At 46.1% G+C, this 26,012-nt stretch carries 27 protein-coding genes and 1 tRNA gene; 16 read left to right on the forward strand and 12 right to left on the reverse strand.

The features are described from left to right. Positions 1 to 53 precede the first annotated feature (53 nt). The 3 genes from C2759_RS03730 to nadB are packed head-to-tail and all read left to right on the forward strand — an operon-like array spanning position 54 to position 2,260. The gene (locus C2759_RS03730) at positions 54 to 281 is read left to right on the forward strand and encodes a ParD-like family protein (protein WP_215356334.1); all 228 of its coding nucleotides are present in this window, start codon (positions 54 to 56) and stop codon (positions 279 to 281) included. Further along, positions 281 to 559 (forward strand): type II toxin-antitoxin system RelE/ParE family toxin, encoded by a 279-nt coding sequence (locus C2759_RS03735; RefSeq protein ID WP_215356335.1) that lies wholly within the window; start codon positions 281 to 283, stop codon positions 557 to 559. The genes C2759_RS03730 and C2759_RS03735 overlap by 1 nt, the downstream gene beginning before the upstream one ends. Before the next feature lie 39 nt (positions 560 to 598). After that, positions 599 to 2,260, forward strand: a complete 1,662-nt coding sequence (gene nadB, locus C2759_RS03740) for an L-aspartate oxidase (RefSeq protein WP_215356336.1) — start codon at positions 599 to 601, stop codon at positions 2,258 to 2,260. Here the strand turns inward: nadB and C2759_RS03745 are convergent, their stop codons facing one another. The 6 genes from C2759_RS03745 to pgi form a co-directional block, all read right to left on the reverse strand. Continuing rightward, positions 2,261 to 2,533 carry a BrnA antitoxin family protein gene (locus tag C2759_RS03745; protein ID WP_215356337.1) on the reverse strand — a complete coding sequence of 91 codons (273 nt, stop codon included), beginning with the start codon at positions 2,531 to 2,533 and terminating at the stop codon, positions 2,261 to 2,263. Continuing rightward, positions 2,493 to 2,762 carry a BrnT family toxin gene (locus tag C2759_RS03750; protein ID WP_215356338.1) on the reverse strand — a complete coding sequence of 90 codons (270 nt, stop codon included), beginning with the start codon at positions 2,760 to 2,762 and terminating at the stop codon, positions 2,493 to 2,495. Before C2759_RS03750 ends, C2759_RS03745 begins: the two co-directional genes overlap by 41 nt. A 177-nt stretch (positions 2,763 to 2,939) precedes the next feature. After that, the gene (gene nadC / locus C2759_RS03755) at positions 2,940 to 3,794 is read right to left on the reverse strand and encodes a carboxylating nicotinate-nucleotide diphosphorylase (protein ID WP_215356339.1); all 855 of its coding nucleotides are present in this window, start codon (positions 3,792 to 3,794) and stop codon (positions 2,940 to 2,942) included. 23 nt (positions 3,795 to 3,817) lie between these two features. After that, complete coding sequence (nadA, locus tag C2759_RS03760) at positions 3,818 to 4,945, reverse strand: quinolinate synthase NadA (protein WP_215356340.1); 1,128 nt, start codon at positions 4,943 to 4,945, stop codon at positions 3,818 to 3,820. 50 nt (positions 4,946 to 4,995) lie between these two features. Next, positions 4,996 to 6,381 (reverse strand): phosphomannomutase/phosphoglucomutase, encoded by a 1,386-nt coding sequence (locus C2759_RS03765; RefSeq protein WP_215356341.1) that lies wholly within the window; start codon positions 6,379 to 6,381, stop codon positions 4,996 to 4,998. Between the two features lie 51 nt (positions 6,382 to 6,432). Beyond that, positions 6,433 to 7,929, reverse strand: coding sequence for a glucose-6-phosphate isomerase (gene pgi / locus C2759_RS03770; RefSeq protein ID WP_215356342.1), 1,497 nt, complete (start codon positions 7,927 to 7,929; stop codon positions 6,433 to 6,435). Between the two features lie 139 nt (positions 7,930 to 8,068). Here pgi and C2759_RS03775 point away from each other — a divergent pair, with 139 nt between their 5' ends. Together C2759_RS03775 and C2759_RS03780 are read left to right on the forward strand one after the other, a co-directional pair. Beyond that, positions 8,069 to 9,205: an NAD(P)/FAD-dependent oxidoreductase gene (locus C2759_RS03775; protein WP_215356343.1), complete on the forward strand. Its 1,137-nt coding sequence runs from the start codon at positions 8,069 to 8,071 to the stop codon at positions 9,203 to 9,205. Between the two features lie 20 nt (positions 9,206 to 9,225). Beyond that, positions 9,226 to 9,315: transfer RNA gene (locus C2759_RS03780), tRNA-Ser, on the forward strand. A gap of 67 nt (positions 9,316 to 9,382) precedes the next feature. Here C2759_RS03780 and C2759_RS03785 read toward each other — a convergent pair. Then, on the reverse strand, positions 9,383 to 9,964 hold the full coding sequence (locus C2759_RS03785) for a hypothetical protein (RefSeq protein ID WP_215356344.1): 582 nt from the start codon (positions 9,962 to 9,964) through the stop codon (positions 9,383 to 9,385). Between the two features lie 237 nt (positions 9,965 to 10,201). Here C2759_RS03785 and C2759_RS03790 point away from each other — a divergent pair, with 237 nt between their 5' ends. The 5 genes from C2759_RS03790 (at position 10,202) to C2759_RS03810 (ending at position 15,434) form a co-directional block, all read left to right on the forward strand. Then, positions 10,202 to 10,585, forward strand: coding sequence for a DUF1924 domain-containing protein (locus C2759_RS03790; RefSeq protein WP_215356345.1), 384 nt, complete (start codon positions 10,202 to 10,204; stop codon positions 10,583 to 10,585). Beyond that, entirely contained in the window at positions 10,582 to 11,058 is a 477-nt protein-coding gene (locus C2759_RS03795) for a diheme cytochrome c (protein ID WP_251367018.1), read from the forward strand. The genes C2759_RS03790 and C2759_RS03795 overlap by 4 nt, the downstream gene beginning before the upstream one ends. After that, on the forward strand, positions 11,055 to 11,729 hold the full coding sequence (locus C2759_RS03800; RefSeq protein ID WP_215356346.1) for a cytochrome b/b6 domain-containing protein: 675 nt from the start codon (positions 11,055 to 11,057) through the stop codon (positions 11,727 to 11,729). The genes C2759_RS03795 and C2759_RS03800 overlap by 4 nt, the downstream gene beginning before the upstream one ends. A 60-nt stretch (positions 11,730 to 11,789) precedes the next feature. After that, the gene (locus C2759_RS03805; protein ID WP_215356347.1) at positions 11,790 to 13,235 is read left to right on the forward strand and encodes a sensor histidine kinase; all 1,446 of its coding nucleotides are present in this window, start codon (positions 11,790 to 11,792) and stop codon (positions 13,233 to 13,235) included. Between the two features lie 96 nt (positions 13,236 to 13,331). Then, a complete protein-coding gene (locus C2759_RS03810) occupies positions 13,332 to 15,434 on the forward strand; it encodes an alkyl/aryl-sulfatase (RefSeq protein WP_215356348.1) in 2,103 nt (700 codons plus the stop codon). 79 nt (positions 15,435 to 15,513) lie between these two features. On the opposite strand, the gene C2759_RS03815 is transcribed toward C2759_RS03810, so the two are convergent. After that, a complete protein-coding gene (locus C2759_RS03815; protein WP_371816919.1) occupies positions 15,514 to 16,728 on the reverse strand; it encodes a CaiB/BaiF CoA transferase family protein in 1,215 nt (404 codons plus the stop codon). An 80-nt stretch (positions 16,729 to 16,808) separates the two neighbouring features. Here C2759_RS03815 and C2759_RS03820 point away from each other — a divergent pair, with 80 nt between their 5' ends. Beyond that, entirely contained in the window at positions 16,809 to 17,807 is a 999-nt protein-coding gene (locus C2759_RS03820) for a tripartite tricarboxylate transporter substrate binding protein (protein WP_215356350.1), read from the forward strand. A gap of 74 nt (positions 17,808 to 17,881) precedes the next feature. After that, positions 17,882 to 18,685 carry an enoyl-CoA hydratase/isomerase family protein gene (locus C2759_RS03825; protein ID WP_215356351.1) on the forward strand — a complete coding sequence of 268 codons (804 nt, stop codon included), beginning with the start codon at positions 17,882 to 17,884 and terminating at the stop codon, positions 18,683 to 18,685. 16 nt (positions 18,686 to 18,701) lie between these two features. On the opposite strand, the gene hemW is transcribed toward C2759_RS03825, so the two are convergent. The 3 genes from hemW to rph are packed head-to-tail and all read right to left on the reverse strand — an operon-like array spanning position 18,702 to position 21,224. After that, positions 18,702 to 19,919: a radical SAM family heme chaperone HemW gene (gene hemW, locus C2759_RS03830; RefSeq protein WP_215356352.1), complete on the reverse strand. Its 1,218-nt coding sequence runs from the start codon at positions 19,917 to 19,919 to the stop codon at positions 18,702 to 18,704. Next, on the reverse strand, positions 19,876 to 20,475 hold the full coding sequence (gene rdgB / locus C2759_RS03835) for an RdgB/HAM1 family non-canonical purine NTP pyrophosphatase (RefSeq protein ID WP_215356630.1): 600 nt from the start codon (positions 20,473 to 20,475) through the stop codon (positions 19,876 to 19,878). Before rdgB ends, hemW begins: the two co-directional genes overlap by 44 nt. A gap of 17 nt (positions 20,476 to 20,492) precedes the next feature. Beyond that, entirely contained in the window at positions 20,493 to 21,224 is a 732-nt protein-coding gene (gene rph / locus C2759_RS03840) for a ribonuclease PH (RefSeq protein ID WP_215356353.1), read from the reverse strand. Between the two features lie 32 nt (positions 21,225 to 21,256). Here rph and C2759_RS03845 point away from each other — a divergent pair, with 32 nt between their 5' ends. The 4 genes from C2759_RS03845 to C2759_RS03860 all read left to right on the forward strand — a co-directional run bounded on the left by C2759_RS03845 (position 21,257) and on the right by C2759_RS03860 (position 25,493). Further along, positions 21,257 to 22,198, forward strand: coding sequence for a YicC/YloC family endoribonuclease (locus C2759_RS03845; protein ID WP_215356354.1), 942 nt, complete (start codon positions 21,257 to 21,259; stop codon positions 22,196 to 22,198). 34 nt (positions 22,199 to 22,232) lie between these two features. Further along, complete coding sequence (gene gmk, locus C2759_RS03850; RefSeq protein ID WP_215356355.1) at positions 22,233 to 22,883, forward strand: guanylate kinase; 651 nt, start codon at positions 22,233 to 22,235, stop codon at positions 22,881 to 22,883. Between the two features lie 45 nt (positions 22,884 to 22,928). Next, the gene (gene rpoZ, locus C2759_RS03855; protein ID WP_215356356.1) at positions 22,929 to 23,132 is read left to right on the forward strand and encodes a DNA-directed RNA polymerase subunit omega; all 204 of its coding nucleotides are present in this window, start codon (positions 22,929 to 22,931) and stop codon (positions 23,130 to 23,132) included. A gap of 63 nt (positions 23,133 to 23,195) precedes the next feature. Beyond that, positions 23,196 to 25,493 carry a bifunctional (p)ppGpp synthetase/guanosine-3',5'-bis(diphosphate) 3'-pyrophosphohydrolase gene (locus C2759_RS03860; RefSeq protein WP_251367047.1) on the forward strand — a complete coding sequence of 766 codons (2,298 nt, stop codon included), beginning with the start codon at positions 23,196 to 23,198 and terminating at the stop codon, positions 25,491 to 25,493. Positions 25,494 to 25,507: 14 nt separating this feature from the next. Here the strand turns inward: C2759_RS03860 and greB are convergent, their stop codons facing one another. Then, complete coding sequence (gene greB, locus C2759_RS03865; RefSeq protein ID WP_215356358.1) at positions 25,508 to 26,008, reverse strand: transcription elongation factor GreB; 501 nt, start codon at positions 26,006 to 26,008, stop codon at positions 25,508 to 25,510. Positions 26,009 to 26,012 lie beyond the last annotated feature (4 nt).

Consider the following 26,012-nt stretch of genomic DNA (forward strand, 5'->3'; position numbering starts at 1 on the left):
TTTTTTCTATCTTGCTACTTTTGTAGTAAAATGATTCAAAAGGGAGATTTTTGATGGGCGTGCCAGTCAGAATTGATGAAAATCTATATGAAGCAGCGAAATCAGAGGCCAAGTCTGAGCATCGGACTATTGCCGGCCAGCTTGAGTTTTGGGCTACGGTAGGCAGGGCTGCAATTGATAATCCCGACCTCCCAATTTCATTTATTACTGCCTCTTTGGCATCATTAGCAGAGCCTAGGGCAGATGCCACTCCATTCATTCCTCGCTCTAAGAAGGTTTGATGGCGCATTCTGTTATTCAAACGCGCCGATTCGCCAGACAATATAAAAAGCTAAATGACAATACCGCCAAGGATGTGGATGGCGCTGTAGGAATTATTTCAAATAAACCTTCAATTGGCGAAAGAAAGAAGGGTGATTTAGCAGCATTGTTAGTCTATAAGTTCAAAAGCAAGGATCAACTCTATTTGCTTGGTTACTCTATTGATGACGGCTTGAGCTTGATCTATCTCGAGGCGATCGGCTCACATGAAAACTTCTATCGAGACATCAAGAGATAATCAACGCAATATTGCATTGCCCTTTAGAATTGAATCTACATGGCTAGTTCAAAACCCCAAACCCCGCCAACCGACTCCAAAGCAGAATTACCTGTCCTAATTATTGGAGCAGGTTTAGCAGGTCTGACCGTAGCTCTTCATATGGCAGAGACGCAACCGGTCATTGTGATGGCCAAGCGCGGTCTGGGTGAGGCTGCAACCGCTTGGGCTCAAGGTGGCATCGTTGGAGTGGTTGATAAAGTACATGACAGCGTTGATTCTCATGTTGCTGATACTTTAGATGCTGGTGCAGGACTCGTGGTGGAGTCTACTGCTCAATACATCGCCGAAGAAAGCGCTGAAGCCATTCGTTGGCTTGTTGATCAGGGCGTTCCGTTTACCGCCGATGAGACTGGTCCCATGGGTTTGCATCTGACTCGTGAAGGTGGTCACAGTCAGCGTCGGATTGCACACGTTGCGGATGCTACTGGTAAGGCTATTCATGAGGTGTTGTTAGATAAAGCGCGAGCTCATAAAAATATTCAATTACTAGAGCACTGGATTGCTTTAGATCTCATTACCAATCGTCACCTAGATGCGAAGACGCAACGGACTAAGCCGAATCGCTGCTATGGCGTATATGCCCTGGATATTAACAATAATCGCGTCGAAACAATTGAAGCTAAGTCAGTTGTATTGGCTACGGGTGGTGTTGGTAAGGTATACAAATACACCAGTAACCCCGATACCGCCACAGGAGATGGTATTGCTATGGCTTGGCGTGCAGGCTGCCGCGTCGGTAATATGGAATTTATTCAGTTCCATCCAACGTGTCTGTATCACCCTAGTGATAGAACCTTTTTAATTACTGAGGCGATGCGCGGTGAAGGTGGTCTGCTCAAGCTGCCTAATGGCACTCGCTTTATGCCCGAGCATGACGAGCGCCATGAGCTAGCGCCGCGTGATATTGTGGCCAGAGCAATCGACTTTGAGATGAAAAAGCATGGTCTCGATTATGTACACCTCGATGCCACTCATTTAGGTGAAGCTTTTATTCAAGAGCATTTCCCAATGATCTATGCGCGCTGTATGAGTTTGGGATTGGATATCACTAAAGAGTCAATACCTGTTGTACCAGCAGCGCACTATACCTGCGGTGGTGTTGTTACTGATCTCAAAGGCCGCACTGATTTACCTGGTCTATATGCGGTAGGCGAAGCTACTTATACAGGCTTGCATGGCGCCAATCGCTTGGCAAGCAATTCATTATTGGAGTGCATCGTTATTGGTAAATCTGCTGCTGCAGATATCTCTGCTATGAAAACACCAGCAATGCCCAATTTACCTTTATGGGACGAGAGTCAGGTTGAGGATGCGGATGAACAAGTGGTGATTGCCCACAACTGGGATGAGTTACGCTCATTGATGTGGAATTACGTCGGTATTGTAAGAACCAATCGAAGACTAGAGCGTGCATTACATCGCATCAAACTCCTCAGATATGAAGTGCAAGAGTATTACGCAAACTTTAAAGTGACGCGAGATCTGATTGAGCTACGTAACTTACTTGAGTGTGCAGAGTTGATTGTGAGATCAGCGCTCATGCGCCGAGAGAGTAGGGGGCTACATTACAGCCGCGATTACCCAGGCACTTGGGCAGTTTCTTATCCAACTATTTTGACGCCTCAGGCAGAAGGTACCTCAGAAAATCCTGAGACCTAATTAAAGGTCGCCTTTTAAAACGGCCTCTTTAATGTAATTGTGGAGTCGGGTTTGCCAGCCTTTACCACTCGCCCGCAGTTTTTCAAGAACATCAAAGTCCATTCTGAGACTGAGCATCTCTTTAGTATTTTGTATGGGTGGTCTACCAACACCTCTCTTAATCAGGGTGTCGCCAACATAGACGTGGGCATCTCGAAACCACTGCTCATCTGCTTCTGGTGCATCATCTGGATCAACCCAATCTTCCTTCATATTTTTTAATTTCACGTTCATTTGCTTTCCTCATACTGATGATTCTTTTGATGTTGCCCCTATAAGTCCAAACAACAAATACTGGTTGTTTGTCTAAATAGCCAAAAGTTCTAATCCTTGCTTCACCATAATCTTTTCTGACATCGATTTGATCCAAGTGAGATTTATCAAATACTTCGTTTGCCTTAGCCATATCAAGACCGCGCGTAAATAAGGTTATCTGTCGCTTTGCATCGTCAAATTCAATCACGAAGTCATCCTATTAATGTATATACAAAAATAATTAATGTCAATACATAAATTAAGGCCCTAAAAACTGAAATGCCTCTAAATGTATGTGCTCAGTCTAGAAAAGAAAAACCCCGCCGAATATCAGAGGGGTTTTGTAATGGTGTCAGCAGTAGGCTGACATTGCCTAGTAGATTGCTTACGAGATTCTCATAGAGAAATCCACTGCCCTAATATCTTTAGTCAGCTTGCCAAGGGAGATGCGATCAACACCTGTAGCAGCAATGGCACGCATCTGATCTAGGTCGATACCACCAGAGGCCTCCAATAAGGCGCGACCATTAGTAAAGGCGACCGCTTCTTTCATTTGCTCGGTGGTGAAGTTATCAATCAAGATGCTTTTTGCACCAGCATCCAAAGCCTCTTTTAATTCAGTAAAGTTCTCCACTTCAACCTGAATATCCACCCCAGAATTTAAAGCCTGTGCAGCTTTCACTGCAGCAGCAACACCTCCTGCAGCAGCAATATGATTCTCTTTAATTAAGATGCCATGCCAAAGTGCAAGACGTTGGTTTTGACCACCGCCAATACGTACTGCATATTTCTGCGCCTGACGTAAGCCTGGAATGGTTTTGCGTGTATCGAGTACAGCACAACCCTTTGGATTTGGGCTGACGCCTGCGATGGCATCAACGTGTTGACGAGCAATGCTAGCTGTCCACGATAGTGTTTGTAAGAAGTTAATACAGGGACGCTCAGCAGAGAGTAGGGCACGAGAGTTTGCTTCAATATCGCAAACTTTGGTATCGGACTTCATCAAGTCACCCTCTAGGTAGCACCAAGTCACCTTTGCTGCAGGATCTAACTTCTTGAGGGTGCCTTCAAACCAATCTACCCCACACAGAACAGCTTCTTGACGAACAATCAGTTGTGCATGTACGGGTTTGCTGGGAACTAGTTGCGCAGTCCAATCGCACTTGCCAATATCCTCCATTAGCGCATCAGCGATATTGCGTTGGCGTGCCTGCTCCAAGGTTTCGTTGTAATCAAACATAGGTGTGCAGTCAAAAATTTGAATTAAGCGACGCCAATATTTTTCACAAAGCCATGTTGAGCCTTGGCCAGAAGATCGGGATGATTTTGTGTGAAATCTAACATTCGCTCGATACAGCCCAATGCTTTCACTCGAATATCTTCTTTGATAAAAATTTCACCAGAGGCGTTCTCAAGGCAATTCAGAATACCTTGCAAGCCATTCATGGCCATCCAAGGGCAATGAGCGCAACTCTTGCAGGTAGCACTATCACCAGCAGTAGGGGCCTCGATTAACACTTTATTGGGGGCCAATTGGCGCATACGATGCAAGATACCATTATCAGTAGCCACAATATATTCAGTAGCAGAGCCTTCAACCACGGCTTTAATCATGGCAGATGTGGAGCCAACGACATCTGCTAAATCTACAACTGCTTGTGGAGACTCAGGGTGAACCAGAACCATGGCATTGGGATGTGCTGCCATTAACATTTCTAATTCAACGGCTTTAAATTCATCATGAACAATGCACGCACCATTCCATAACAGCATATCAGCGCCAGTCTGCTCTTGAATGTAGCGACCTAAGTGACGATCAGGTGCCCACAAGATTTTTTTGCCCTCAACTTTGAGTTGATGAACAATAGCTAAAGCGCAAGAGCTAGTTACCATCCAATCGGCTTGGGCTTTAACGGCAGCACTCGTATTGGCATAGACAACCACTGTGCGATCTGGATGCAGGGCTCTAAACGCAGCAAAGTCAGCAGCATCACAGCCCAAGTCTAGAGAGCAACTTGCTTCTAGGTCTGGCATGAAGACGCGCTTTTCTGGACTCAAAATTTTGGCAGATTCACCCATAAAGCGCACGCCAGCCACAATCAAGTTTTTGGCTGAGTGATTCTTACCAAAGCGGGCCATCTCTAGAGAGTCGGCTACGTAACCACCAGTCTCCATCGCTAAATCCTGAATATCACCATCGACGTAGTAATGGGCAACTAAAGCAGTATCTTTCTCAATCAGCAGTTGCTTAATGCGAGCAATAACAGCGGCATTCTCAGTGCCATGAAGTTGGGGAGGTGTTTTGGCCCAAGCTTGAGCGGTGCAGGTAGCTCCGGCAGCATTCTGCTGAGGGTAATCATAGGCTATAGGGGTGCTAACAGTGGAAGTCATGAGTAATTTTATCTCTATTGCGCTAGCTGGTGACAGCCGACCTCAATTACTTAAAACGGTAGCTTTGCTTCCGGCTTTACAGCCAACAGCACCGCTTTGAATTCCGCCTGTATACGCTTGATAGCCTCTTCACTATCAGCCTCGAAGCGCATCACCACAACTGGTGTTGTATTGGATGGTCGGGCCAGACCAAAGCCATCGGCGTATTCCACTCGCACGCCATCAATCGTATTGATTGATTCTGAGCTTGGGAACTTCGCATTGGCTTTAATAGTTTCAAGAAGTGCGAATGGTTCGCCTTCAGCGCAAGCGAGTTGCAATTCTGGTGTGCAGATGGCATTGGGTAAGTTATTGAGGGTATCACTTGGATTCTTCTCTTTGCTCAGAATTTCTAGTAAGCGAGCACCTGTATAAAGCCCATCATCAAATCCAAACCAACGATCCTTAAAGAAGATGTGACCGCTCATCTCACCAGCTAGTGGAGCACCAGTTTCTTTGAGCTTAGCTTTGACCAAAGAGTGGCCAGTTTTCCACATGATGGGTTCGCCACCATACTCTTTAACGTAGGAGGCTAAATTGCGAGTGCACTTCACATCGTAAATAATTTGACCGCCAGGATTGCGGGAGAGCACATCTTTAGCAAAGAGCATCATTTGACGATCGGGAAAAATCACCTGACCATCTTTAGTGACCACACCCAAACGATCGGCATCACCATCAAAGGCGAGACCCAATTCATTATCGGTAGTCTGGAGATTCTTGATGAGGTCTTGCAGATTCTCAATATGAGCGGGGTCTGGATGGTGATTGGGAAAATGCCCATCAACTTCGCAGAACAACTCTTGAACTTCGCAACCTAAAGCTCTGAAAAGCTTGCCAGCAAAAGCGCCACCAACACCATTGCCACAATCCACTGCAATCTTCATGGGGCGAGCCAGCTTCACATCGCCGACGATATAGTTGAGATACATCGGGAAAATATCAAAGCTACTTCGATTCCCTTGACCTGTGACAAATTTCTTAGCGTCAATGCGTTTACGTAAGTCCTTAATCTTTTCACCATAAATCGCCGCTGTACCCAAGACCATTTTGAAACCGTTGTAATTCGGGGGATTATGGCTTCCGGTAATCATGATCCCGGATTTCGGTGTTTTGCCATTGATGGTGTGATTAGCCGCAAAGTACACCATTGGAGTTGCCACCATACCTAAATCGATCACATTAATACCAGTAGAGAGTAGGCCTTCTGTTAACGCTTCAATCAAACTAGGGCCAGATAGGCGGCCATCGCGACCAATGACGATCTCTGTCTCACCAAGCTCACGCATTTCAGTACCAAAGGCTTGACCAATCAGTTTGGCGATAGAAGGATCTAAAGTCTCATCAATAATGCCGCGGATGTCATAAGCTTTAAAAATAGATGGAGACAATTGCATTGCAGATCTTTCAGTAAAGAGGCCCAGGCCTAGGCCTTGCTTGGGCAATAACTAGTTATTTGAATTTAATAAATTAACACGAGCGGCAGTAATAGCATCAATATCTGCACTAGCAGCAATATCAGTCTGATGACTTGCGAGCGCCTTCTCAATTGGCTTTGCTAATACTTTGCCGTACTCAACGCCCGGCTGGTCAAAGCTATTGATATTCCACAAGGCGCCTAATGTCGCAGTGCGATTTTCATACAAAGCAAGTAAGGCGCCAAGATAAAACGCATTGAGCTTGGGTAGTAACAAGAGGTTGCTAGGACGCTTACCTGGATAAATATCATTTGGATTTGCAGCAGTCTTACCATTGGCTAGCGCTTGCGCTTGCGCCAAGCAATTGGATAGCAAAATGCGATGGTGCGCAATAGCCTCGGGTCGATCACTCATCGGTTCACGCACGGCAATGAAATCAATCGGAATGATTTCTGTACCCTGATGAAAGAGTTGAAAATAGGAATGCTGCGCATTACTACCAGCGCTACCAAAGACTACTGGAGAAGAATGCTTCACTGGCTTGCCATCACGATCTACGCTCTTACCATTGCTTTCCATATCGAGCTGTTGTAACCACTTCGGAAACCAATCCAAAGCATCCGCATAGGGGATGGCGGCATAAGCCTTAATGTCATACTTCTCTTGCTGGTGTAGCAAAGCGAGTGCCATGATGACTGGCAGGTTTTCTTCGAGGGGTACATTCTTAAAATGCAAGTCCATGGCTTCGGCGCCAGCTAAAAACTGTTTGAATGTTTCAAAGCCATATTGCAGAGCAATCGGCATACCTACGGCTGACCATACAGAGTAGCGACCACCAACCCAATCCCAGAAGGGAAAGATATTGTCTTCGTTTACACCAAAGTCTTTGGCGGCAGGGATATTAGCAGTGACTGCATATAAAGAATCAGTAATTTGGCTGGTAGAACAACCGCTGTCTTTAAGCCAGGCAACAACGGCTTTAGCATTCATGGAAGTTTCAAGTGTAGTGAATGACTTTGAGACCACAATCACGCGAGTGCTATGAGCTTGGGCACGCGCCAAGATGCGCGCTAACTCAGCGGTATCAATATTGGCCAAGAAATGCATCCGCATGCCACGGCTTTCAATACCAGGAACATGAGCTAAAGCTTCAATCGCTAAGCGAGGACCAAAGTCTGATCCACCAATACCAATATGAATGACATCAGTAACGCCAGCCCATTTATTGCAGAGCGCATCAATCCGATGCCAAACTTCAGAAACGGCAGGCATCACATCTTTGCCATCGATCATGACTGGCGTTTTGCTTAAGTTGCGGAGCGCAGAGTGAAGGGCGGGGCGATCTTCACTATTGTTGATGTGCTTGCCCGCAAACATATCTGCAATAAATTGCTCTAGATGACTTTGACGAGCAGAAGCAAAGAGCTTTTTCCAGTCAGCTGCATCAATTCCTTGATAGGCGGTATCGAGCACCACATTAAGGGCAGAGTGGGTGCTTTGGTTAGCTAATTGGGCTTGCTCAGACATGACTGGATTTTATCAATAAGGACATCAAAATCCCCTTAAAACGCTGAAAATGTTACGATTTGATCAATATTAGTGCTTTAGCTTAGCTAAAAGTCATTACAAAATTGAGGTATATCTGAAATCAGGTCAGGAATAGCGGATGGAGCAGGTTGATTGCGTCGTAGTAGGCGCTGGAGTTGTTGGTTTAGCAGTTGCTCGCGAGATGGCTTTGCAAGGCCGAGAAACGATTTTGCTCGAGCGTGAAGATTCTTTTGGAACCATCAGTAGTGCGCGCAATAGTGAGGTGATTCATGCAGGTATTTATTACCCCAAGGATTCCCTAAAGGCTAAGCTTTGTGTAGAAGGCAACCCCCTCTTGTATGAATACTGCCGTAGCCATCAAGTGAGTACGCAAGCCTACGGTAAGTTAATCGTTGCTGCAGATGCGAGTCAGCTAGATGATCTTCAGGCTATTTTGTATAAAGCCCAAAACAATCAAGTCCCTGATATCAAGATGATTTCAGGGGCGCAAGCTAAAGCCTTGGAGCCGGAACTGCAGTGCGAGGCTGCAGTGCTCTCAAGTTCAACGGGTGTAGTCGATAGTCATGGATTGATGCTGTCATTGTTGGGTGGGTTTGAGGATGCAGGCGGTATGGTCGCTTATCAATCTCCCTTGCTCAGCGCAAAGCCCATTAGTAATGCTGCTGAAGGCGGGTTTGAGCTTACGATTGGTGGCGCAGATGGCATGACTATTCAGACCAAGTTACTAATTAATTGCGCAGGACTTAGCGCCCCAGCGCTTGCCCAAAAAATTGAAGGACTCTCAAAAGAGCGAATACCCAAAGCCTACTTCGCAAAAGGCAATTACTTCTCCTTATCTGGTAAATCCCCATTCAGTCATTTGATATATCCAATACCTGAACCGGGTGGACTAGGCGTTCATCTGACTCTCGATATGGGGGGTCAGGCAAAGTTTGGTCCAGACGTGGAATGGCTTGATATCGATGAAGAAAGCCAGATTAATTACACAGTTGATCAAGGGCGGGGAGATAACTTTTATGCAGCCGTCAGAAAATATTGGCCAGGCCTAAAAGATGGCTCTTTACAAGCCGATTACTCTGGCGTCAGAGCCAAAATTGTCCCGCCAAACGCCCCAGCAGGAGATTTTTACTTTGAAGGACCACAACAGCATCAACTGAATGGCTTATTTAACCTCTATGGCTTTGAGTCCCCAGGACTCACCTCTTGTTTAGCCATTGCCCAGCATTTAGAGGCGCAAATCAAAAGTTCTCTATAATCTAGGACTCAAATCGCAAAGGAAGAGTGGCAGAGCGGTTGAATGCACCAGTCTTGAAAACTGGCGAGGATGAAAGTCCTCCGTGAGTTCGAATCTCACCTCTTCCGCCAAATAAAAAACCCCAGCAATTACTCGCCGGGGTTTTGTCTTTCTAGTAACTAGAAAAGCGTTATTGCATTACTTCTTAGCAGCTGGTGCACTTACAACTGCAGCAATCGCTTCTGTGTAAACCACTTTAACTTGGTCATTTACAGCGATATCTTTCATCAAGTCAGGATTCTGAACTTTCACTTTGAAGATATTTCCCTGGGGACCTTTTAAAGAAACGATGTTCTTAGTCGTATCAATTGCTTCAACATTAGCGGTAGCAGTGATAGTGTTGGTAGTGATTACACCTGGCTTGTCGCCTTGTGGAGCAGTTGCGGTAGTAGTAGTAACTTGCTCGCCAGTAACACCTGGGTTTTTAACTTTAACCAATTCAACAGCAACAGCGAGTTCATAAACCACGTCAAAACGATCACCTACTTTAATCTCAGCAAAGTTCTTTACTTCAGGACCAGCAACGATAGTGGATACACCATCTTGATTTTTGAGGGTAACGGTACGGGTTGCAGCATCAATGTTGATAACTTCTCCGTCATAAAGGAGGGCAGTTTCTTGAGCAGCTACAGCAGCAACAGGAGCTTTTGGTTGATTGAGTACGAAGTAGGCGCCGATAGCGATAGCAGCAAGAACAACAACAATGAGTATTTTTTTCATAACAGTATTAATCCTTAATAAATTGAATCACATTACCTATAGGCGGCAATGGGGTAATTGATAAATGTAGTTGACTTAACAATTATGGAGATTGTATTACTCATGTTATTAATCAGAATGAATTTCTGGGTCAAATTCGGCTAAAAAAGGCTTAATTCCTCACTATTTATTGATCTATCGCAATTCCCCGTTTTTTAAGGGGCTCATACTCAGATAGTGCAATCTATAGGAATACATATGTTTTGGAGCTTATTTTCAGGAATTATCCTAATGTGCCTGGCTTTTACAGTCAGTGCAGCAACGCCACAAGACTTGCTGAGATCCTATGAGTCTCAATCGGGCAAGGCATCATCGGCTCGTGGAGAGCAGTTTTTCAATGCCAAGCACGGTAAGGAATGGAGTTGTGCTTCCTGCCATGAAAATCCCCCGAACCACGACACTAAACATATAGTTACTGGAAAGGTAATCAAGCCACTAGCGCCTAGCGCTAATCCCGCCCGTTTTACTGATGAGGCCAGAGCTGAGAAATGGTTTAAACGTAATTGCAATGATGTACTTGGCAGGGACTGCAGCGCGCAAGAAAAAGCAGATGTCCTCTCTTGGCTTATGACCGTTAAATGAATCCCATCAAAATGAAAAAAACTATATTCATTGCCACTACTTTTCTATTGGCGTCTCCATTTACATTCGCAGGAAAAATGACCATGCCTACAGATGCTCCAGCTTCTTATGAAGCCGAGTGCGCAAGTTGTCATATGGCCTATCCGCCAGCACTCTTAAGTCAACAGAGTTGGAAGAATGTCATGTCTGGTCTATCAAAGCACTTCGGTACTGATGCTAGTGTGGATCCTAAGACCCAGACTGAGCTGACTAACTGGCTAGTGAAGAATGCGACCACTAGACAAAAGTACAGCGAGACCGCTCCAGAAAACCGTATTACCAAAACATCTTGGTTTATTCGTAAGCATGATGAGGTGAGACCTGAGGTTTGGAAGCGAGCAAGTATTAAGAGCCCAGCTAATTGTGGCGCTTGTCATAGCGATGCTGCTAATGGCATCTTTAGCGAGAAAAATATCAAGATCCCTGCGAAATGAACAATTCCCTAAATGACGCAGTTGGTGCTACGGGCAGGGTCAGGCAAGCCATTATGGTTTGGGATATACCGGTCAGAGTGTTTCATTGGCTGTTAGTCATTTGTTTTGCCGGTGCTTGGCTCAGCTCAGAGAGTGAGCGCTGGGCCCTGATTCACTATGCGTTCGGCTATACCGCATGTCTTTTGGTTCTGATCCGATTGGTATGGGGCTTGATTGGTACTCGTTACGCCAGATTTAGTCAATTTCTCAAAAGTCCCAAAGCTGTCATTGGACACTTTATGTCCATGTTACGCGGCCATCTCCATCACGATGTGGGTCACAATCCAGCGGGTGGTTTGGTGATGTTTGCGCTGATGTTACTAATACTATTCATTGGCTTCACGGGTTATCTATCGGTTAAAGAGTTTTTAGGTGATATTGCATCAGAGGCTCATGAGGTAGTGGCAAACGTGGTGCTTGGCATAGTCATCATCCATATCATTGCGGCAATTGGCATGAGCTTGATCGAAAGACAGAATCTAGTGAGATCCATGGTGAATGGTAAAAAACAGGGTATGCCAGAGCAGGGGATTCGTTATCCGCAATACCTGATTGGCAGCCTGATTTTTCTCAGTGCGCTTTACTTTTTCTATTTAACGTTGAGCGGTAGCTTGCCTAGCCTGACGCAGTAATAAGCTGCCTGATTCCAGAGGTAGTTCGCAAGATCTATCCCTCGTTGTACGATAGATGCCATGAAGCTTCTGATAGCCCTTTATTTCTTTATGCTCGGCACCATTCAGTTGGGCTTATTGATTGGAATGTTGCGTTATTTTCTAGAGAAACGCGGTGTTAAACCCAGTACATACTGGATATCTTCGCTCGGAACTAGTGTTTTAGCCCTTTTCATATTTGGCTTTGGCGTGGCCACAAATAGCGCTGGGACAAAAAATCCAGAGTTTAATTTCACAATTGCGAATAGCCTTTTTTATATCGCAGGAGTACTGCAATTTCTTTTTTGCAGATCTCTCAATGGCCCAATTAGTCCACGCCTTAAATATTTTTTTATAGGCTCGGTCATTCTGTTTGTGCCCATTTTTGAATACATGCGTCAACATGGCACATTTGAAATGCGCACTTCCTTCATTGTCGCTATCATCAGCATCTTTTTTACATGGCAAATTATTGAGCTCAATATAAAGAAAAAAACTGATCCATCTAAGCAACTTTTATATATCCAATTTGCTACAGGTGCTGAACTATTTTTGGCGCTAGGGCGCTTAACGATTTTGTTAGCCTCGGGCCTTGTTATTAGAGAAGTTGAGCAACTCCCGCAAGCGTTGATATTTTTAACCATCTTTCAGATTGTGATGAATACCTTATCTTATATTGCGATTGGCGCGTACTGGTCTGAGAAGATAACCCAAGCAAATACTAAATCTGAGGTTGAAAACCTAGAGATTAAAAAATTACTGAGAGAGCGTGAGGGTCTGATTGCCTCCTTGCTAAAGGCTAATAAAACTGCGGCAACAGGAGCGTTATCAGCCTCTATAGCCCATGAGCTTAACCAGCCTTTAGGAGCATCGCAGCTTAATATTCAGTTTCTGCAGAAGAAGTTAGCAGAGGGACATTTAACTACTGAGCAAAACCAAGAAATACTGAACGCGTTGCTAGAAGATAACCAGCGGGCCACCACTATCATTCAATCTCTGCGCTCCATATTTTCAGATGGAAAGATTGGGGTAGAGAGGATTGATATTGTGGAGTTGATTGAATCAGTTCTCAAAATTGCTAAACCTGAAATTCAGGCAAAGAATCTTCAAGTGGCTCTTCGGCTAGAGTCAAAGTCTTTTATCAATGCCAATCGCGGTGAAATTCAGCAAGTACTGTTGAACCTGATTAATAATGCAATTCAAGCTCTTGGTGAATCCACTCGGTCTCCTCGAATGCTTCAGATTAAGAGCCATGATGTATCCGAGGGTATTCAACTCCTGGTGTCTGACAATGGGGGTGGCGTTGCAATTGATGCCCAAGTGCACTTATTTGAATTACTCTCTGGAAGTCATAAGCGCTCTGGCATGGGCTTAGGTTTATGGCTTTGCCAACACATTGTGTCTCGTCATGGCGGTTATCTCCGATATCAAGATGCTCCTGGCGGAGGTGCTCAATTTATCGTTTTCTTACCCTCTATTCAGCATTAGGTATTAGCTCCATGGCTAATTGCCTATAGGTGAAGCAGTCTTTACATTCATAAGATGTCTTTTTTTTGCCAATATATGTATTACTTCAAGGCTTTCATGAAAACCAAAATCTCCCTGCTTGTCCTATCTATTGCCTTTATGTGCGGTAATTCCGCCATTGCCGCAGGCGGCGGTGGCGTGGTCGCCGACCCTGGCGCAATGCAGGGCAAACACTTTGACCCAAAGGGTAAGGCGCCATCTACATTTACGGTTGAGCTACAAAATGGCTTGCGTAAAACCTTGCCGTTTGAAGATAAGCGTGACTTTGAAGAATCCAAGAGGGGGTTTATTGCGGCGCCTACTTATAAAACCATCATGGCAGATGCCGGTAACGTTGCTTGGGATATGGGTAGTTATGACTTCCTGTTGCAAGGCAAGGACTTTGATAGCGTTCACCCATCATTACAGCGTCAAGCGATTCTCAATATGGGCTACGGTCTCTATGGAGTGGTCCCCGGAAAGATTTATCAAGTGCGCGGCTTTGACTTATCGAATATCAGCTTTGTCAAAACAAATACCGGTTGGATTGTCTTTGATCCCTTAACTTCAAAAGAAACTGCTAGAGCAGCTTTAGAGTTGGTTAATGAGAAGTTAGGTAAACGCCCAGTGGTTGCAGTGGTCTATTCCCATTCTCATGCTGACCATTTTGGTGGTGTGCGTGGCGTAGTGGATGAAGCGGATGTGAAGAGTGGCAAAGTGAAGATTATTGCTCCAGCTGGTTTCATGGATCACGCGGTAGCAGAAAACGTCTATGCGGGTAATGCCATGACGCGTCGTTTGTATTTCCAGTACGGCGTTTTATTGCCACGTAGCCCATTTGGTCACGTTGACCAGTCGATTGGTAAAAATACTGCGGCCGGTAACCTAGGTCTAATTGAGCCAACCATTCTCATTAATGAGCCATTTGAAAAAATGACGGTAGATGGCGTGGAGATGGAGTTCCAGAACACACCGGGCACAGAAGCGCCAGCGGAGATGAATACCTATTTCCCGCAGATGAAAGCATTCTGGGCCGCTGAAAATATTACGGGCACCATTCACAACATCTATACCTTGCGTGGCGCATTAGTACGTGATGCTTTGGCATGGTCTAAAAATATTAACAATGCCTTGTACCGTTATGGCAATGAAGCACAAGTGATGTTTGCTTCACATTCTTGGCCACGTTGGGGTAATGATCGTGTGCAAGAAGTGATGCGCACACAGCGTGATAGCTATGCACATCTGAATAATGAGGTTCTGCACTTAGCAAATAACGGTGTGACCATCAATGAAGTGCATAACGTCTATAAGCAACCTGATAGCCTAAAGTCTCAATGGGCTGCTCACAGTTACCATGGCTCAGAGGAGCACAATAGCCGCGCCGTCATTAATCGTTACTTGGGCTACTGGGATGCCAATCCTGCTACCTTGATCCCTTTATCGCCTAAAGATTCTGCGCCACTCTATGTAGAGATGATGGGTGGTTCAGGCAAGATCATGGCTAAGGGCAAGCAACTCTATAAACAGGGTAAGTACCGTGAAGCAATGGAGATCGTCAATAAATTAGTTTATGCAGAACCAAACAACACGGCAGCTAAAGATTTATTGGCAGATATTTTTGAGCAAATTGGCTATCAAAAAGAAAGCCCAAGCGTACGCAATAGTTTCTTAGGCGCTGCCTATGAGCTGCGTCATGGCATGCCTTCTGGAGCATCGCCAAAGACCAATGGTCCTGACATGATTAAGGCAATGACTACAGAGCTTTGGTTAAATGCCTTAGCCATCAGCATGGACAGTAAAAAAGCTGCTGGCATGAAGTTCACCATTAACCTTAGCACTCCTGATAACGGTGAAAAGTTTGTCGTGGAGATGAGTAATTCTACGCTGAGCAATATCAAGGGTTATCAAGATAAAAATCCAAACCTGACTATCACTGTAAATCGTAGCGACTTGGAAAAAGTCATGGGCGGACAAACTACTTTTGAAAAACTACAAGCTGAAGGCAAGGCCAAGTTTGAAGGTGATCGCAAAGCATTTGAGCAACTGCGAAGCACGCTGACTACATTTACTCCAGATTTTGAATTGATGCCTGGTACAAAAGCTAAAAAAGCGCCTCCTGCTAAACCAAGCAAAGATCCGTTTGAAGCTCCTCCAATCGCCAACTCAGATGGTGCGTAAGAAAAATAAAACAGTAGTTAGGTATTAGAAAGATGGGCTCCTGAGAGCCCATTTCTTTTTCTAGGAAGCGATAAATGACTCAGGCTAGGAAAGCGCCGCCATCCTCTAGCACCTTGAGCTCATCGCCAGCAATACCCAATTCCCTGAGTACCTCAGCCGTATGTTCGCCGAGTAAAGGCGGGTGACGAGAAACTTGTTGCGGCGTACCCATCATCTTGACTGCAAAGCCAATATTAGGAACCTTACCTTCAATCGGGTGATCAATTTCCATGCGCATCTGGCGATGCTGCCCATGCTCACTATCAAATGCCTGTGGGTAAGTATTGATCGGCCCAGCCGGAATGCCTGCTGCCAAGAGCAGATCCACCCATTCTTCACTAGTTTTGTTGATAAAAGTTTTCTCTAACTCAGCAGCTAGTATCAAGCGATTAGCTAAACGCAGTGGATTGGTTCTAAACAGTGGATCTTCAAATAATTCTGGGCGATCAATTTTGTCGCAGAGAAGTTTCCAGAGTTTTTGATTGGTGGCGCCCATAACAAAGTAACCATCGGATGCTTTCATAGCTTGATAGGGTGCGCTCATATGATTAGCTGTACCCAACTTGTAAGGCTCAACACCAGTGCCCCAATATTGCGCTGTATCCCAGATCGAAAAGGCTAAAGCAGAATCAAATAGGGAGGCATCAATAAATTGACCTTCACCCGATTTAGTCTTGCCAATATAGGCTGACAAAATTCCATAGACGGCAAAAAGGGCACAACCAATATCTGCCACCGGAACACCTGCCTTTACAGGAGGACCATCTGGATAACCGGTAACACTCATAACGCCAGACATAGCTTGTGCCATCAGGTCAAAGCCGGGGCGATCTGCCCATGGACCTGTTTGTCCGAATCCCGAGATGCTGGCATAGACCAATCCAGGATTGATGTCTTTCAGGGAGGGGTAATCGATGCCCAGTTTTTTCATGACGCCGGGGCGATAGTTCTCGACCAAAATATCGGCAGTCTTCACTAGCTCAAAAAATACTTTTTTTCCGGCTTCTGTTTTGAGGTTGAGGGTCACGCTACGTTTATTGCGATTCATATTCAAAAAGCCCATGCTATCTGAACCTTTCATCTTGAATCCCATGGCCCCGCGAGTTTGATCTCCAGTACCGGGCGGCTCAATTTTGATGACATCAGCACCTAAGTCAGCTAACAACATGCAGCAGTAGGGGCCGGCCATTACTTGACTTACGTCAAGAACTCGAACGCCAGCCAGGGGCAAAGGCTTGCTGATAGGTGTTTTCATCATTGTCTCAATAGTTTTTATATGTTTATATTGCAAAGTTCATTTACAGCATTGAATATAAAACAAAAAATGGAGACCGTATGACCAATCAAGCCCCCAAACAGATTTTGCGCAGATTCGCTTTCTTGGCGCTGGGTATCTGCAGCGCTTTTTCATTAACTGCTAATGCTCAGCAAGCCTTCCCAACAAAACCGATTCGCTTAATTGTTGGCTTTGCTCCTGGTGGCGGCACAGATATTGTGGCTCGTGCTATTGCTCCTAAGATGGGTGAGATCTTAGGCCAAAGCATCATCATTGAAAATAAATCGGGTGCAGCTGGAACTATTGGCGCAGACCTAGTTGCCAAATCGAATCCGGATGGCTACACCTTGCTGATGGGGCATTCCAACTCGAATGCGATTTCACCATTTGTGCTTAAGAATGTACCTTACAACCCAGCGACTGACTTCACGCCAATCACTTATTTAGGTTATGTCCCAAACGTGTTGGTAGTTAAATCTTCCCTGCCAGTAAACTCGGTAGCGCAATTGATTTCCTTGGCGAAGCAAAATCCAGGCCAGATGACTTATGGCTCTTCTGGTATCGGTAGTACTCAGCATTTAGCTGGCGCCTTGTTCTCGAAGATTGCTGGCGTAGAAATGAATCACGTTCCTTACAAAGGTAGCGGTCAGGCGATTGTGGATTTATTGGGTGGTCAAATCACAATGAACTTTGATACTTTGCCGCCAAACTTGCAACAGATTCGTCAAGGTAATTTAAAAGCTTTAGCTATCTCCACACCGAAGCGCTTGGCATTGCTACCTAACGTCCCTACATTTAATGAGGTAGGTATTGTTGGCTTTGATGTGACCAACTGGTATTCCGTGATGGGACCTAAAGGTATGGATCCTGCAGTTGTGAATAGAATTGATCAGGCCGTAAAAGCAGCTACTAATGATCCAGAGATTAAGAAAACATTGGATGCTCAAGGCTTGCAACCAGAAGGTCCAGCAACACCGGCAGCTTTTAATTTGTTCCTGGCAGCTGAGTTGGCGAAGTATCAGCGCTTGGTCAAGAGCTTAAATATCAAGGCTGAATAATTCAACTAAGCTATCTAATTGGGCTATAGTATTCATTAACCCTCTCTCTGATATGAGGGAGGGTTTTTCATTTCATGACAACAGCCATAGACTCCACTCCAGATCGTATTGCCGAAGTTCGCTTAGAGCTTTGCAATAATATTGCGCACATTACTTTTGACCATGTTGCTGCTCGTAATGCAATGACAGTAGGAATGTATCAAAGTCTCAAATCGATTTGCGAGGATTTGACTCACAATTCATCGGCGAGGGTTGCTATTCTGAGGGGTGCTGGCGGTAAGTCCTTTGTCTCGGGCAGTGATATCGCCCAGTTCTCTGGTTTTAACTCTGGTGAAGATGGCATTCGTTACGAGGAGGGTATAGATGCTTATCTCGCACCTTTGGCCATGTTGCCCATTCCAACGATTGCAGTCATTGATGGCATGGCGGTTGGCGGAGGTCTTGCAATTGCTAGTTGCTGCGATTTTAGAATTTCCACACCCGATGCGCGCTTTGGAGTGCCTATTGCCAAAACACTGGGTAATTGTTTATCTGCTGCTAATGTTGCTTGGCTCGTTGCGCATCTGGGTATCAACATCGTCAAGCGCATGTTATTACTAGCGGAACTCGTGACGGCACCTGAGTTACTCAAACAGGGTTACCTCTTAGCGACCCATCCTGCTCAAGCGCTGGAGAGTGAGTCTAATCAGTTGGCTGAGCGCTTAATGGGTTTAGCGCCTATCACGCAAAAATCTAGCAAACAAACTCTTGCAAGAATCATTAAAAACAATTTACCCGATTGCAATGATCTAATCCGAGAGTGCTATGGCAGCGATGACTTTAAGAATGGAGTTGCATCGTTTCTAGATGGCAAGCCACCAAGCTGGCTAGGAAAATAATTCCAGAGCTAGTAGTCTACAAAAATAGCTCTTGTAAGTTATTAAGATAGCGTAAACCTTGCTCAGTCGCTTTTAGTTTATTAGGGTCTGCATCTAATAAACCTTTTTTACTTGCCTCATCCAATCCTTTTGACACTACATTGAGTGGCAAGCCAGTGCGCTCTCCGAATGTAACGGTATCTACGCCATCAGTCAGGCGCAAGGTATTGAGCATGAATTCAAAAGGAAGATCTTTAGCCGAAATCTCTCTCGCTTCGATCAAGGCATCGCCCTTAGTCTCCATCGCTTGCATATAGGTTTCTGGATGACGTTCTCGCACCTGACGCGTAATTTTGTCAGGGAATGAAATCTTCCCATGCGCACCTGCGCCAATCCCAATGTAATCTCCAAAGCGCCAGTAATTGAGATTATGTTTGCACTCCTGATCTTTTTTGGCGTACGCCGATACTTCATAACGTCGATAGCCTTCTGCCTCTAGAAGTTTCAAGTTCTGCTCAAAGATCGCATCAATTTCATCTTCGCTAGGAAGTTTTGGTGGAAAGTTCGCAAAGTAGGTATTGGGTTCTAGCGTCAGGTTATAGAAGGATAGATGGGGAGTCTTAAACGAGAGGGCGGTTTCAATATCGGATCTTGCGGCCTCTAAACTTTGATTGGGTAAGCCGAACATGAGATCCAGATTGACGGATTTAAAGTGTTGTAGAGCAATCGCAATTGCGCGCTTGGCTTCTTCACCATTGTGTATGCGCCCTAAGGCTTTGAGTTGTGCATCTTGAAAACTCTGAATCCCTAAAGAGACGCGATTGATTCCTGCTTTTGCAAAGCCAGCAAACTTCTCGGTCTCGACAGATCCAGGATTAGCCTCCATAGTGATTTCACAATCGGGTTCTAGGTTCACACGTGCCCGAACGGCTGAAAGGAGTTCATTCATACCATTGGCAGATAACAGGCTGGGAGTACCGCCACCAATAAAGGTGCTGTGCACTTGACGACCCCAGATGCGAGGTAGTTCTGTCTCTAGGTCGGCAATGAGCGCCTTGATGTAACGCGCTTCATCAAACCCTTGATTGCCATCTTTAATTTGATGCGAGTTGAAGTCACAATAGGGACATTTCTTTTCACACCACGGAAAGTGAATGTACAAAGACAGCGGGGGTAAGGCAGTAAGCTTTGGCTGCGTAGCCAAAACAGAATTAAGCGTATTGAGCACGGATTTGGAGTTGGGTAATGAGTTCATGCAAGGCTTGGCCTCGATGGCTGATCTGGTTTTTCTCAACAGGCTCTAATTGAGCGACGGTTTTGCCCAGCTCGGGTATTAAAAAGTGCGGGTCATAACCAAAACCACGATCACCCTGAGGCTCATCAACGATCTGACCATACCATCGGGCCTGAACAATCAGCGGCTCTGGGTCATTGGCGCTATTGACCATCACCAGAGCACAAACATAGTGCGCTCCACGATCAGATTTGCCCTGCAATGCTACAATCAGTTTTTGATTATTGGCCGCATTATCACCATCAAGTCCTGCATAACGGGCTGAGTAAACTCCAGGCGCCCCATCTAAGGCATGCGCGCAAATTCCGGAGTCGTCCGCGAGTGCAGGTAAGCCACTCGCAGCGCTAGCATGACGTGCCTTAGCAAGGGCATTTTCAATAAACGTATGGTGCGGCTCTTCTGCTGCCGGAATGCCTAACTCGCCTTGAGGGATGACTTGAAAGTGAAACGGCGCCAAGAGTTCCTGAAATTCACGGACTTTGCCAGCATTGTTAGAGGCGAGAACGAGCTTTTGCACCATCTACCTTTGATCTTTTATTTAAAGGCTTCTTTTTGTAACTGAGTTAAATCACGAATACCTTCTTCTGCCAGATCTAACAAAGCATTTAATTCAGTGCGGGAGAAAGCAGGGCCTTCTGCAGTGCCTTGTACTTCAATCATGCCGCCTTTGCCTGTCATAACCACATTCATATCCGTATCGCAAGATGAGTCTTCTGGGTAATCCAAATCCAGTACAGGTACACCTTGGTAGATGCCAACAGAAATCGCTGCAACGCTGTCGATGATGGGGTCAGTTTTCAATGCACCACTTTCAAGCAGGGTGTTAATCGCATCACGTGCCGCAACATACGCGCCGGTAATCGATGCAGTTCGTGTTCCACCATCAGCTTGCAAAACATCACAATCTAAATGAATTGTTCTTTCACCCAAGACTTTCAAATCAAAGACGCTACGCATCGCGCGGCCGATCAAACGTTGGATCTCTTGTGTGCGACCGGATTGTTTGCCCCGAGCGGCCTCACGGTCACTACGGGTATGAGTAGAGCGCGGCAGCATGCCGTACTCGGCAGTAACCCAACCTTCACCAGAACCTTTTTTATGGGGAGGTACCTTTTCAAGGACGCTGGCTGTACAGAGCACTTTGGTGTCACCAAAGGCAATCAGGACTGAGCCTTCGGCATGCTTGGTAAAAGCGCGGTTGATACTCACAGGGCGTAACTGAGCTGGGGCGCGGCCACTAGGGCGGGTGATGTTGGGCTGAGTCATGGGGCATGGTCCTAAAGATCTACAATACTCACATGATATCGAGCATGACTGGTTATGGCAGCGCTTCTCGCCAAGTCTCCCTAGGAGCTGGCGTTGTAGCTGATCTGCAAGTGGAATGTCGGGCTGTGAATAGCCGCTTTCTGGATTTGGGCTTTCGTCTTCCGGATGAGTGCCGCGGGGCTGAGCCTGCCTTACGAGAGCTGGCTACGCAAAGCCTTTCTCGAGGTAAGGTCGAGTTTCGGGCAGCATGGCGCGTTAATTCGGGTGCTGCTGGGGCGGCGAAGGCTAACCCCCATGCTTTAGGTGCCCTGAATAAGGATCGCTTAGATGCTCTCTACACCCTGCAAGAGCATGCCCAGACAGCCTTTCCGAATGCAGAGGCTTTACGCATCGCCGATATTTTGCGTTGGCCTGGGATTGTTTCTGAGCCAAGAGGTGAAGAAGAGGGCTGGATTGCTGCTACCGTAGAAGCTGGTCGCGCTGCCCTAGCTGCCCTAATGGATAGTCGCCATGCTGAAGGCAAGGCCTTGACCACAGTGCTAAGCGATATTACTAGCAAGATGCGTGAGATTGTGAAAGTGATCGAGCCAAAGGTCCCACTTTACGCAGCTCAGTATCAAGAAAAACTCACTGAGCGCCTATCTGAGGCCTTAGCTGCTCAAGAGCAAGGAAAGGGTAGTGGCGGATCTGGTACCGAGTTGATGGAGCGTATCCGTCAAGAGGTTGTGCTCTATGCCGTACGTATCGATGTGGCAGAGGAGTTTGCACGCTTAAAGACCCATCTTCAAGTAGTTGACACTGCCTTAGCAGGTAAGGGCCCAGTGGGTAAACGTTTGGATTTCTTAATGCAGGAATTAAACCGTGAAGCCAACACCTTGAGCTCCAAATCGGTTTCAGAAGAATGCACCCAAGCTGCTCTAGAGCTCAAGCTCCTGATTGAGCAAATGCGTGAACAAGTGCAAAATTTAGAGTAACGATTACTTAATTCAATCATTTACCTCAATCACCATGGCCAGCCCTAAATCAAAAGCAAATTTATCTCCTGCCTACCAAGGCAGTATGTTGATGATCGTTGCTCCATCAGGCGCCGGAAAATCTTCTTTAGTCAATGCCTTATTGCAAGAAGATACTGCGCTCAAGCTGTCGCTTTCAACCACAACGCGCGCGCCAAGACCGGGCGAGGTAGATGGCAAGGACTATCGCTTTATTAAAAGAGCAGAATTTATTGCAGAGCGGGATCAGGGTAATTTTTTAGAGCATGCTGAAGTGCATGGTAATTTTTACGGCACATCCAAAGCCTGGATTGAGACTCAGATGAAAACCGGGCGCGATGTGATGTTAGAAATCGACTGGCAGGGGGCACAGCAGATTCGTCAAATCATCCCTGAAGTGCAATGGATCTTTATCTTCCCGCCTTCATTTGAGGCTCTTGAGGAGCGTTTGCGCAAGCGAGGCCAGGACGATGAGGCCACTATTGAGAGAAGATTGGCTGCAGCGCATTTAGAGCTCCAGCATGCTCACGAAGCAGATTTTATTGTGATCAATGATGATTTTGAGCGTGCTCTGATTGATTTAAGACAGGTGGTCGCAGCCAGTCGCTTGCGCTCAGGGCCGATTATGGCTCGCAACCCTGCACTTTTAAAGCGTCTTGGAGTCTAATCAGTTATCCTATGGGTATTAAAGCTAAATTGAAGTGAGTCCAGCATGGCCCGTATTACTGTAGAAGATTGTCTAAAAACTATCCCCAATCGTTTTGAGCTGGTATTGGCTGCGACTTATCGCGCACGTCAATTAGTTCAAGGTCACTCCCCACGTGTTGAGTCCAGAGATAAAGCAACCGTAGTTGCGTTGCGCGAAGTTGCTGCTGGACTAACCGACCGTGACATGTTGACCAAAGTACCTTTGTAATTCCGGAGTTCCGTTGTGGAGCTCCCCTTAGGCGACCCAAACACATCGGAACTCAAAGGCCAGATCTCGCCTAGAGAGATCGCTAACAGCGATAAGTCTTCCATCATTGCAACTCTGTTGGCTCAGTCGAGTCGACACCTATTTGGCCCAACCTCTGCGCCTGCATTACCCTTAAAGCACCAAGTTGTTTCAATTGATGGACTGATTTCTAAATTGGGCTATCTCAAGCCTGATGAAGTTACCCTCATTAAGCAAGCCTTTCATTTTGCTGATGCGGCCCACCTTGGGCAATACCGCCATAGTGGCGAACCTTACATTACTCATCCGGTAGCAGTTGCTGAGCTTTGCGCTACTTGGCGCTTAGACGCGTCTTCCATCATGGCAGCTTTAATGCATGATGTGATTGAGGATACGGGTTGTACTCAAGCAGACCTAGTGGGTAAGTTTGGTAGCAAAGTAGCTGAACTCGTAGAGGGTTTAACTAAGCTCGATAAGTTGGAATTTCAAAGTCATGCAGAAGCGCAAGCCGAAAGCTTTCGCAAGATGTTTATGGCAATGGCGCGCGATGTCCGGGTGATTTTGGTGAAGCTTGCTGACCGCACTCACAATATGCGCACACTCGATGCCGTCCCAATGGAAAAGCGTCGCCGGGTAGCCGCTGAAACGATTGAGATTTATGCCCCGATTGCACACCGTCTTGGTCTAAATATTATTTATCGCGACCTGCAGGACTTGAGTTTCCGTTACTCTATGCCCATGCGCTTTAGGGTGATTGAAGGCGCTGTAAAGCGGGCGCGTGGAAATCGTAAAGAGATGGTAGAGAAGATTTTGCAGAATGCTCGGATGGCATTTGCAAAAGCCAATCTCGAGGTAGATCTGCAGGGCCGAGAAAAAACCCTTTTTAGCATCTACAACAAAATGCGTAACAAACATTTGAGCTTTTCTCAGGTACTCGACGTATATGCATTTAGAGTGACAGTCCATTCAATTGACGAGTGCTATCGTGCGCTCGGTCTTTTGCACGCACTCTATAAGCCGATGCCTGGAAAGTTTAAGGATTACATTGCTATTCCTAAACTCAATGGGTATCAGTCTTTGCATACAACGCTACTAGGGCCATCAGGGGTGCCGGTAGAGTTTCAGATACGTACTGGTGATATGCATGCAGTTGCGGAAGCTGGGGTTGCTGCGCATTGGGCCTATAAAGATGGTGGCCCTGATATGAGTGAAGTGCAAAACCGTGCACATCAATGGCTTCAATCCTTAATTGATATTCAAGATAGCAGTGGCGATTCTCAAGAATTCTTGGAGCACGTCAAAATCGATCTGTTCCCAGATGCGGTTTATGTCTTTACTCCGAAAGGGCAGATTAGGGCCTTGCCACGTGGCGCTACTGCTCTTGATTTTGCTTACTCCATCCATAGTGATGTAGGTAATACCTGCGTAGCAGTCAAGATTAACGGCATGCAGTTACCTTTACGTAGCGAGTTAAAGAACAGCGACATTGTGGAGGTGGTGACCTCTGCCAACTCTCAGCCTAATCCAGGATGGCTAGCATTTGTGAGAACGGGTAAGGCCCGCGCCTCGATTCGTCATTCACTCAAGACCAAGCACTATGCCGAGTCTTTACAGTTAGGCGAACGTCTTTTGGCTAGCGCATTACGTCAGCAGGGAGTGGACGCTGGACTTCTCTCACCAGAGCTTTGGGAAAAGTTACTGCACTGGACTGGCGATAAAACGCGAGAAGAAGCTTGCGTCAATATTGCTTTGGGCCGCAGATCCTCTCAAGAGTTGGCAATTCGCTTAAATATTTTGATAGATGATGAAGGCGGCTCTGATCAAATGCGCTTGGGCGCGGCAGATTGGGTATCACCTCAACAAGAGATAGCTTCCCACCACCATCAGCGTCAGGCTATCTTAGTTGATGGTCGTGAGGGAAATTCGATTCACTTTCAAACCTGTTGTCACCCCATTCCAGGAGACAGCATTATTGGCTATCTTGGTAAAGGCGAGGGTTTGCAGGTACATACCAATGACTGCCAAATAGCCCTCAGAATGCTTTCTAAGGACAGTGATAAGTGGGTAGAGGTCGAGTGGGGTAAGGAGGTTAATCGGGAGTTTGAGGTTGACCTTGCAATTGATACACGCCAGGGCAAAGGCGTATTAGCCAGAGTGGCAAGCAGTGTGACTGCTGCAGATTCCAACATCATGAATGTATCGATGGATGATCGCTACAAAGAAGATGCCGTCACTATTCGTTTCACTATTCAAGTTTCAGACCGCCTGCATCTCTCTAAAGTCATGCGTAGTTTGCGTGCAAATCATGATGTGATGCGCGTGACCCGCGTTCGGGTGAGCTAGACCCTTTAAATTCATTATCGATACTGAATGTCCAAGATTTCAATCTCAGTTGGGCCAGTTGGTGTCTGAATTTTGACGCAATCACCTAGGCGCGACTTGATTAAGGCTTTGGCTATGGGTGATATCCAACTGACGTGACCTAGATCTAAATTCACCTCATCGACACCGACAATCGTAATGCTTGTCTTTTTGCCAGCATCGATGCCTTCCAAGTTTTCATAAGTCACGGTAGCTCCAAAAAAGACCTGATCAGCATCTGCTTCACCCGATTTTCGGGCCTGGTTATCGACTACTACAGCAAATTCAAGGCGCTGATTGAGGAAGCGAATCCGGCGATCTATCTCCCGAAGTCGTTTTTTTCCATAAATGTAGTCGCCATTCTCGGAGCGGTCGCCATTGGAGGCAGCCCAGTGAACAACCCTGACAACCTCTGGCCGATCAAGGTTTAGGAGCTGTAAAAGCTCACTTTTGATACGTTCGTGACCAGCAGGTGTGATGTAGTTCTTCTCTTCCATGGCA

The organism is Polynucleobacter sp. MG-Unter2-18, assembly GCF_018687675.1.
Taxonomy (GTDB): domain Bacteria; phylum Pseudomonadota; class Gammaproteobacteria; order Burkholderiales; family Burkholderiaceae; genus Polynucleobacter.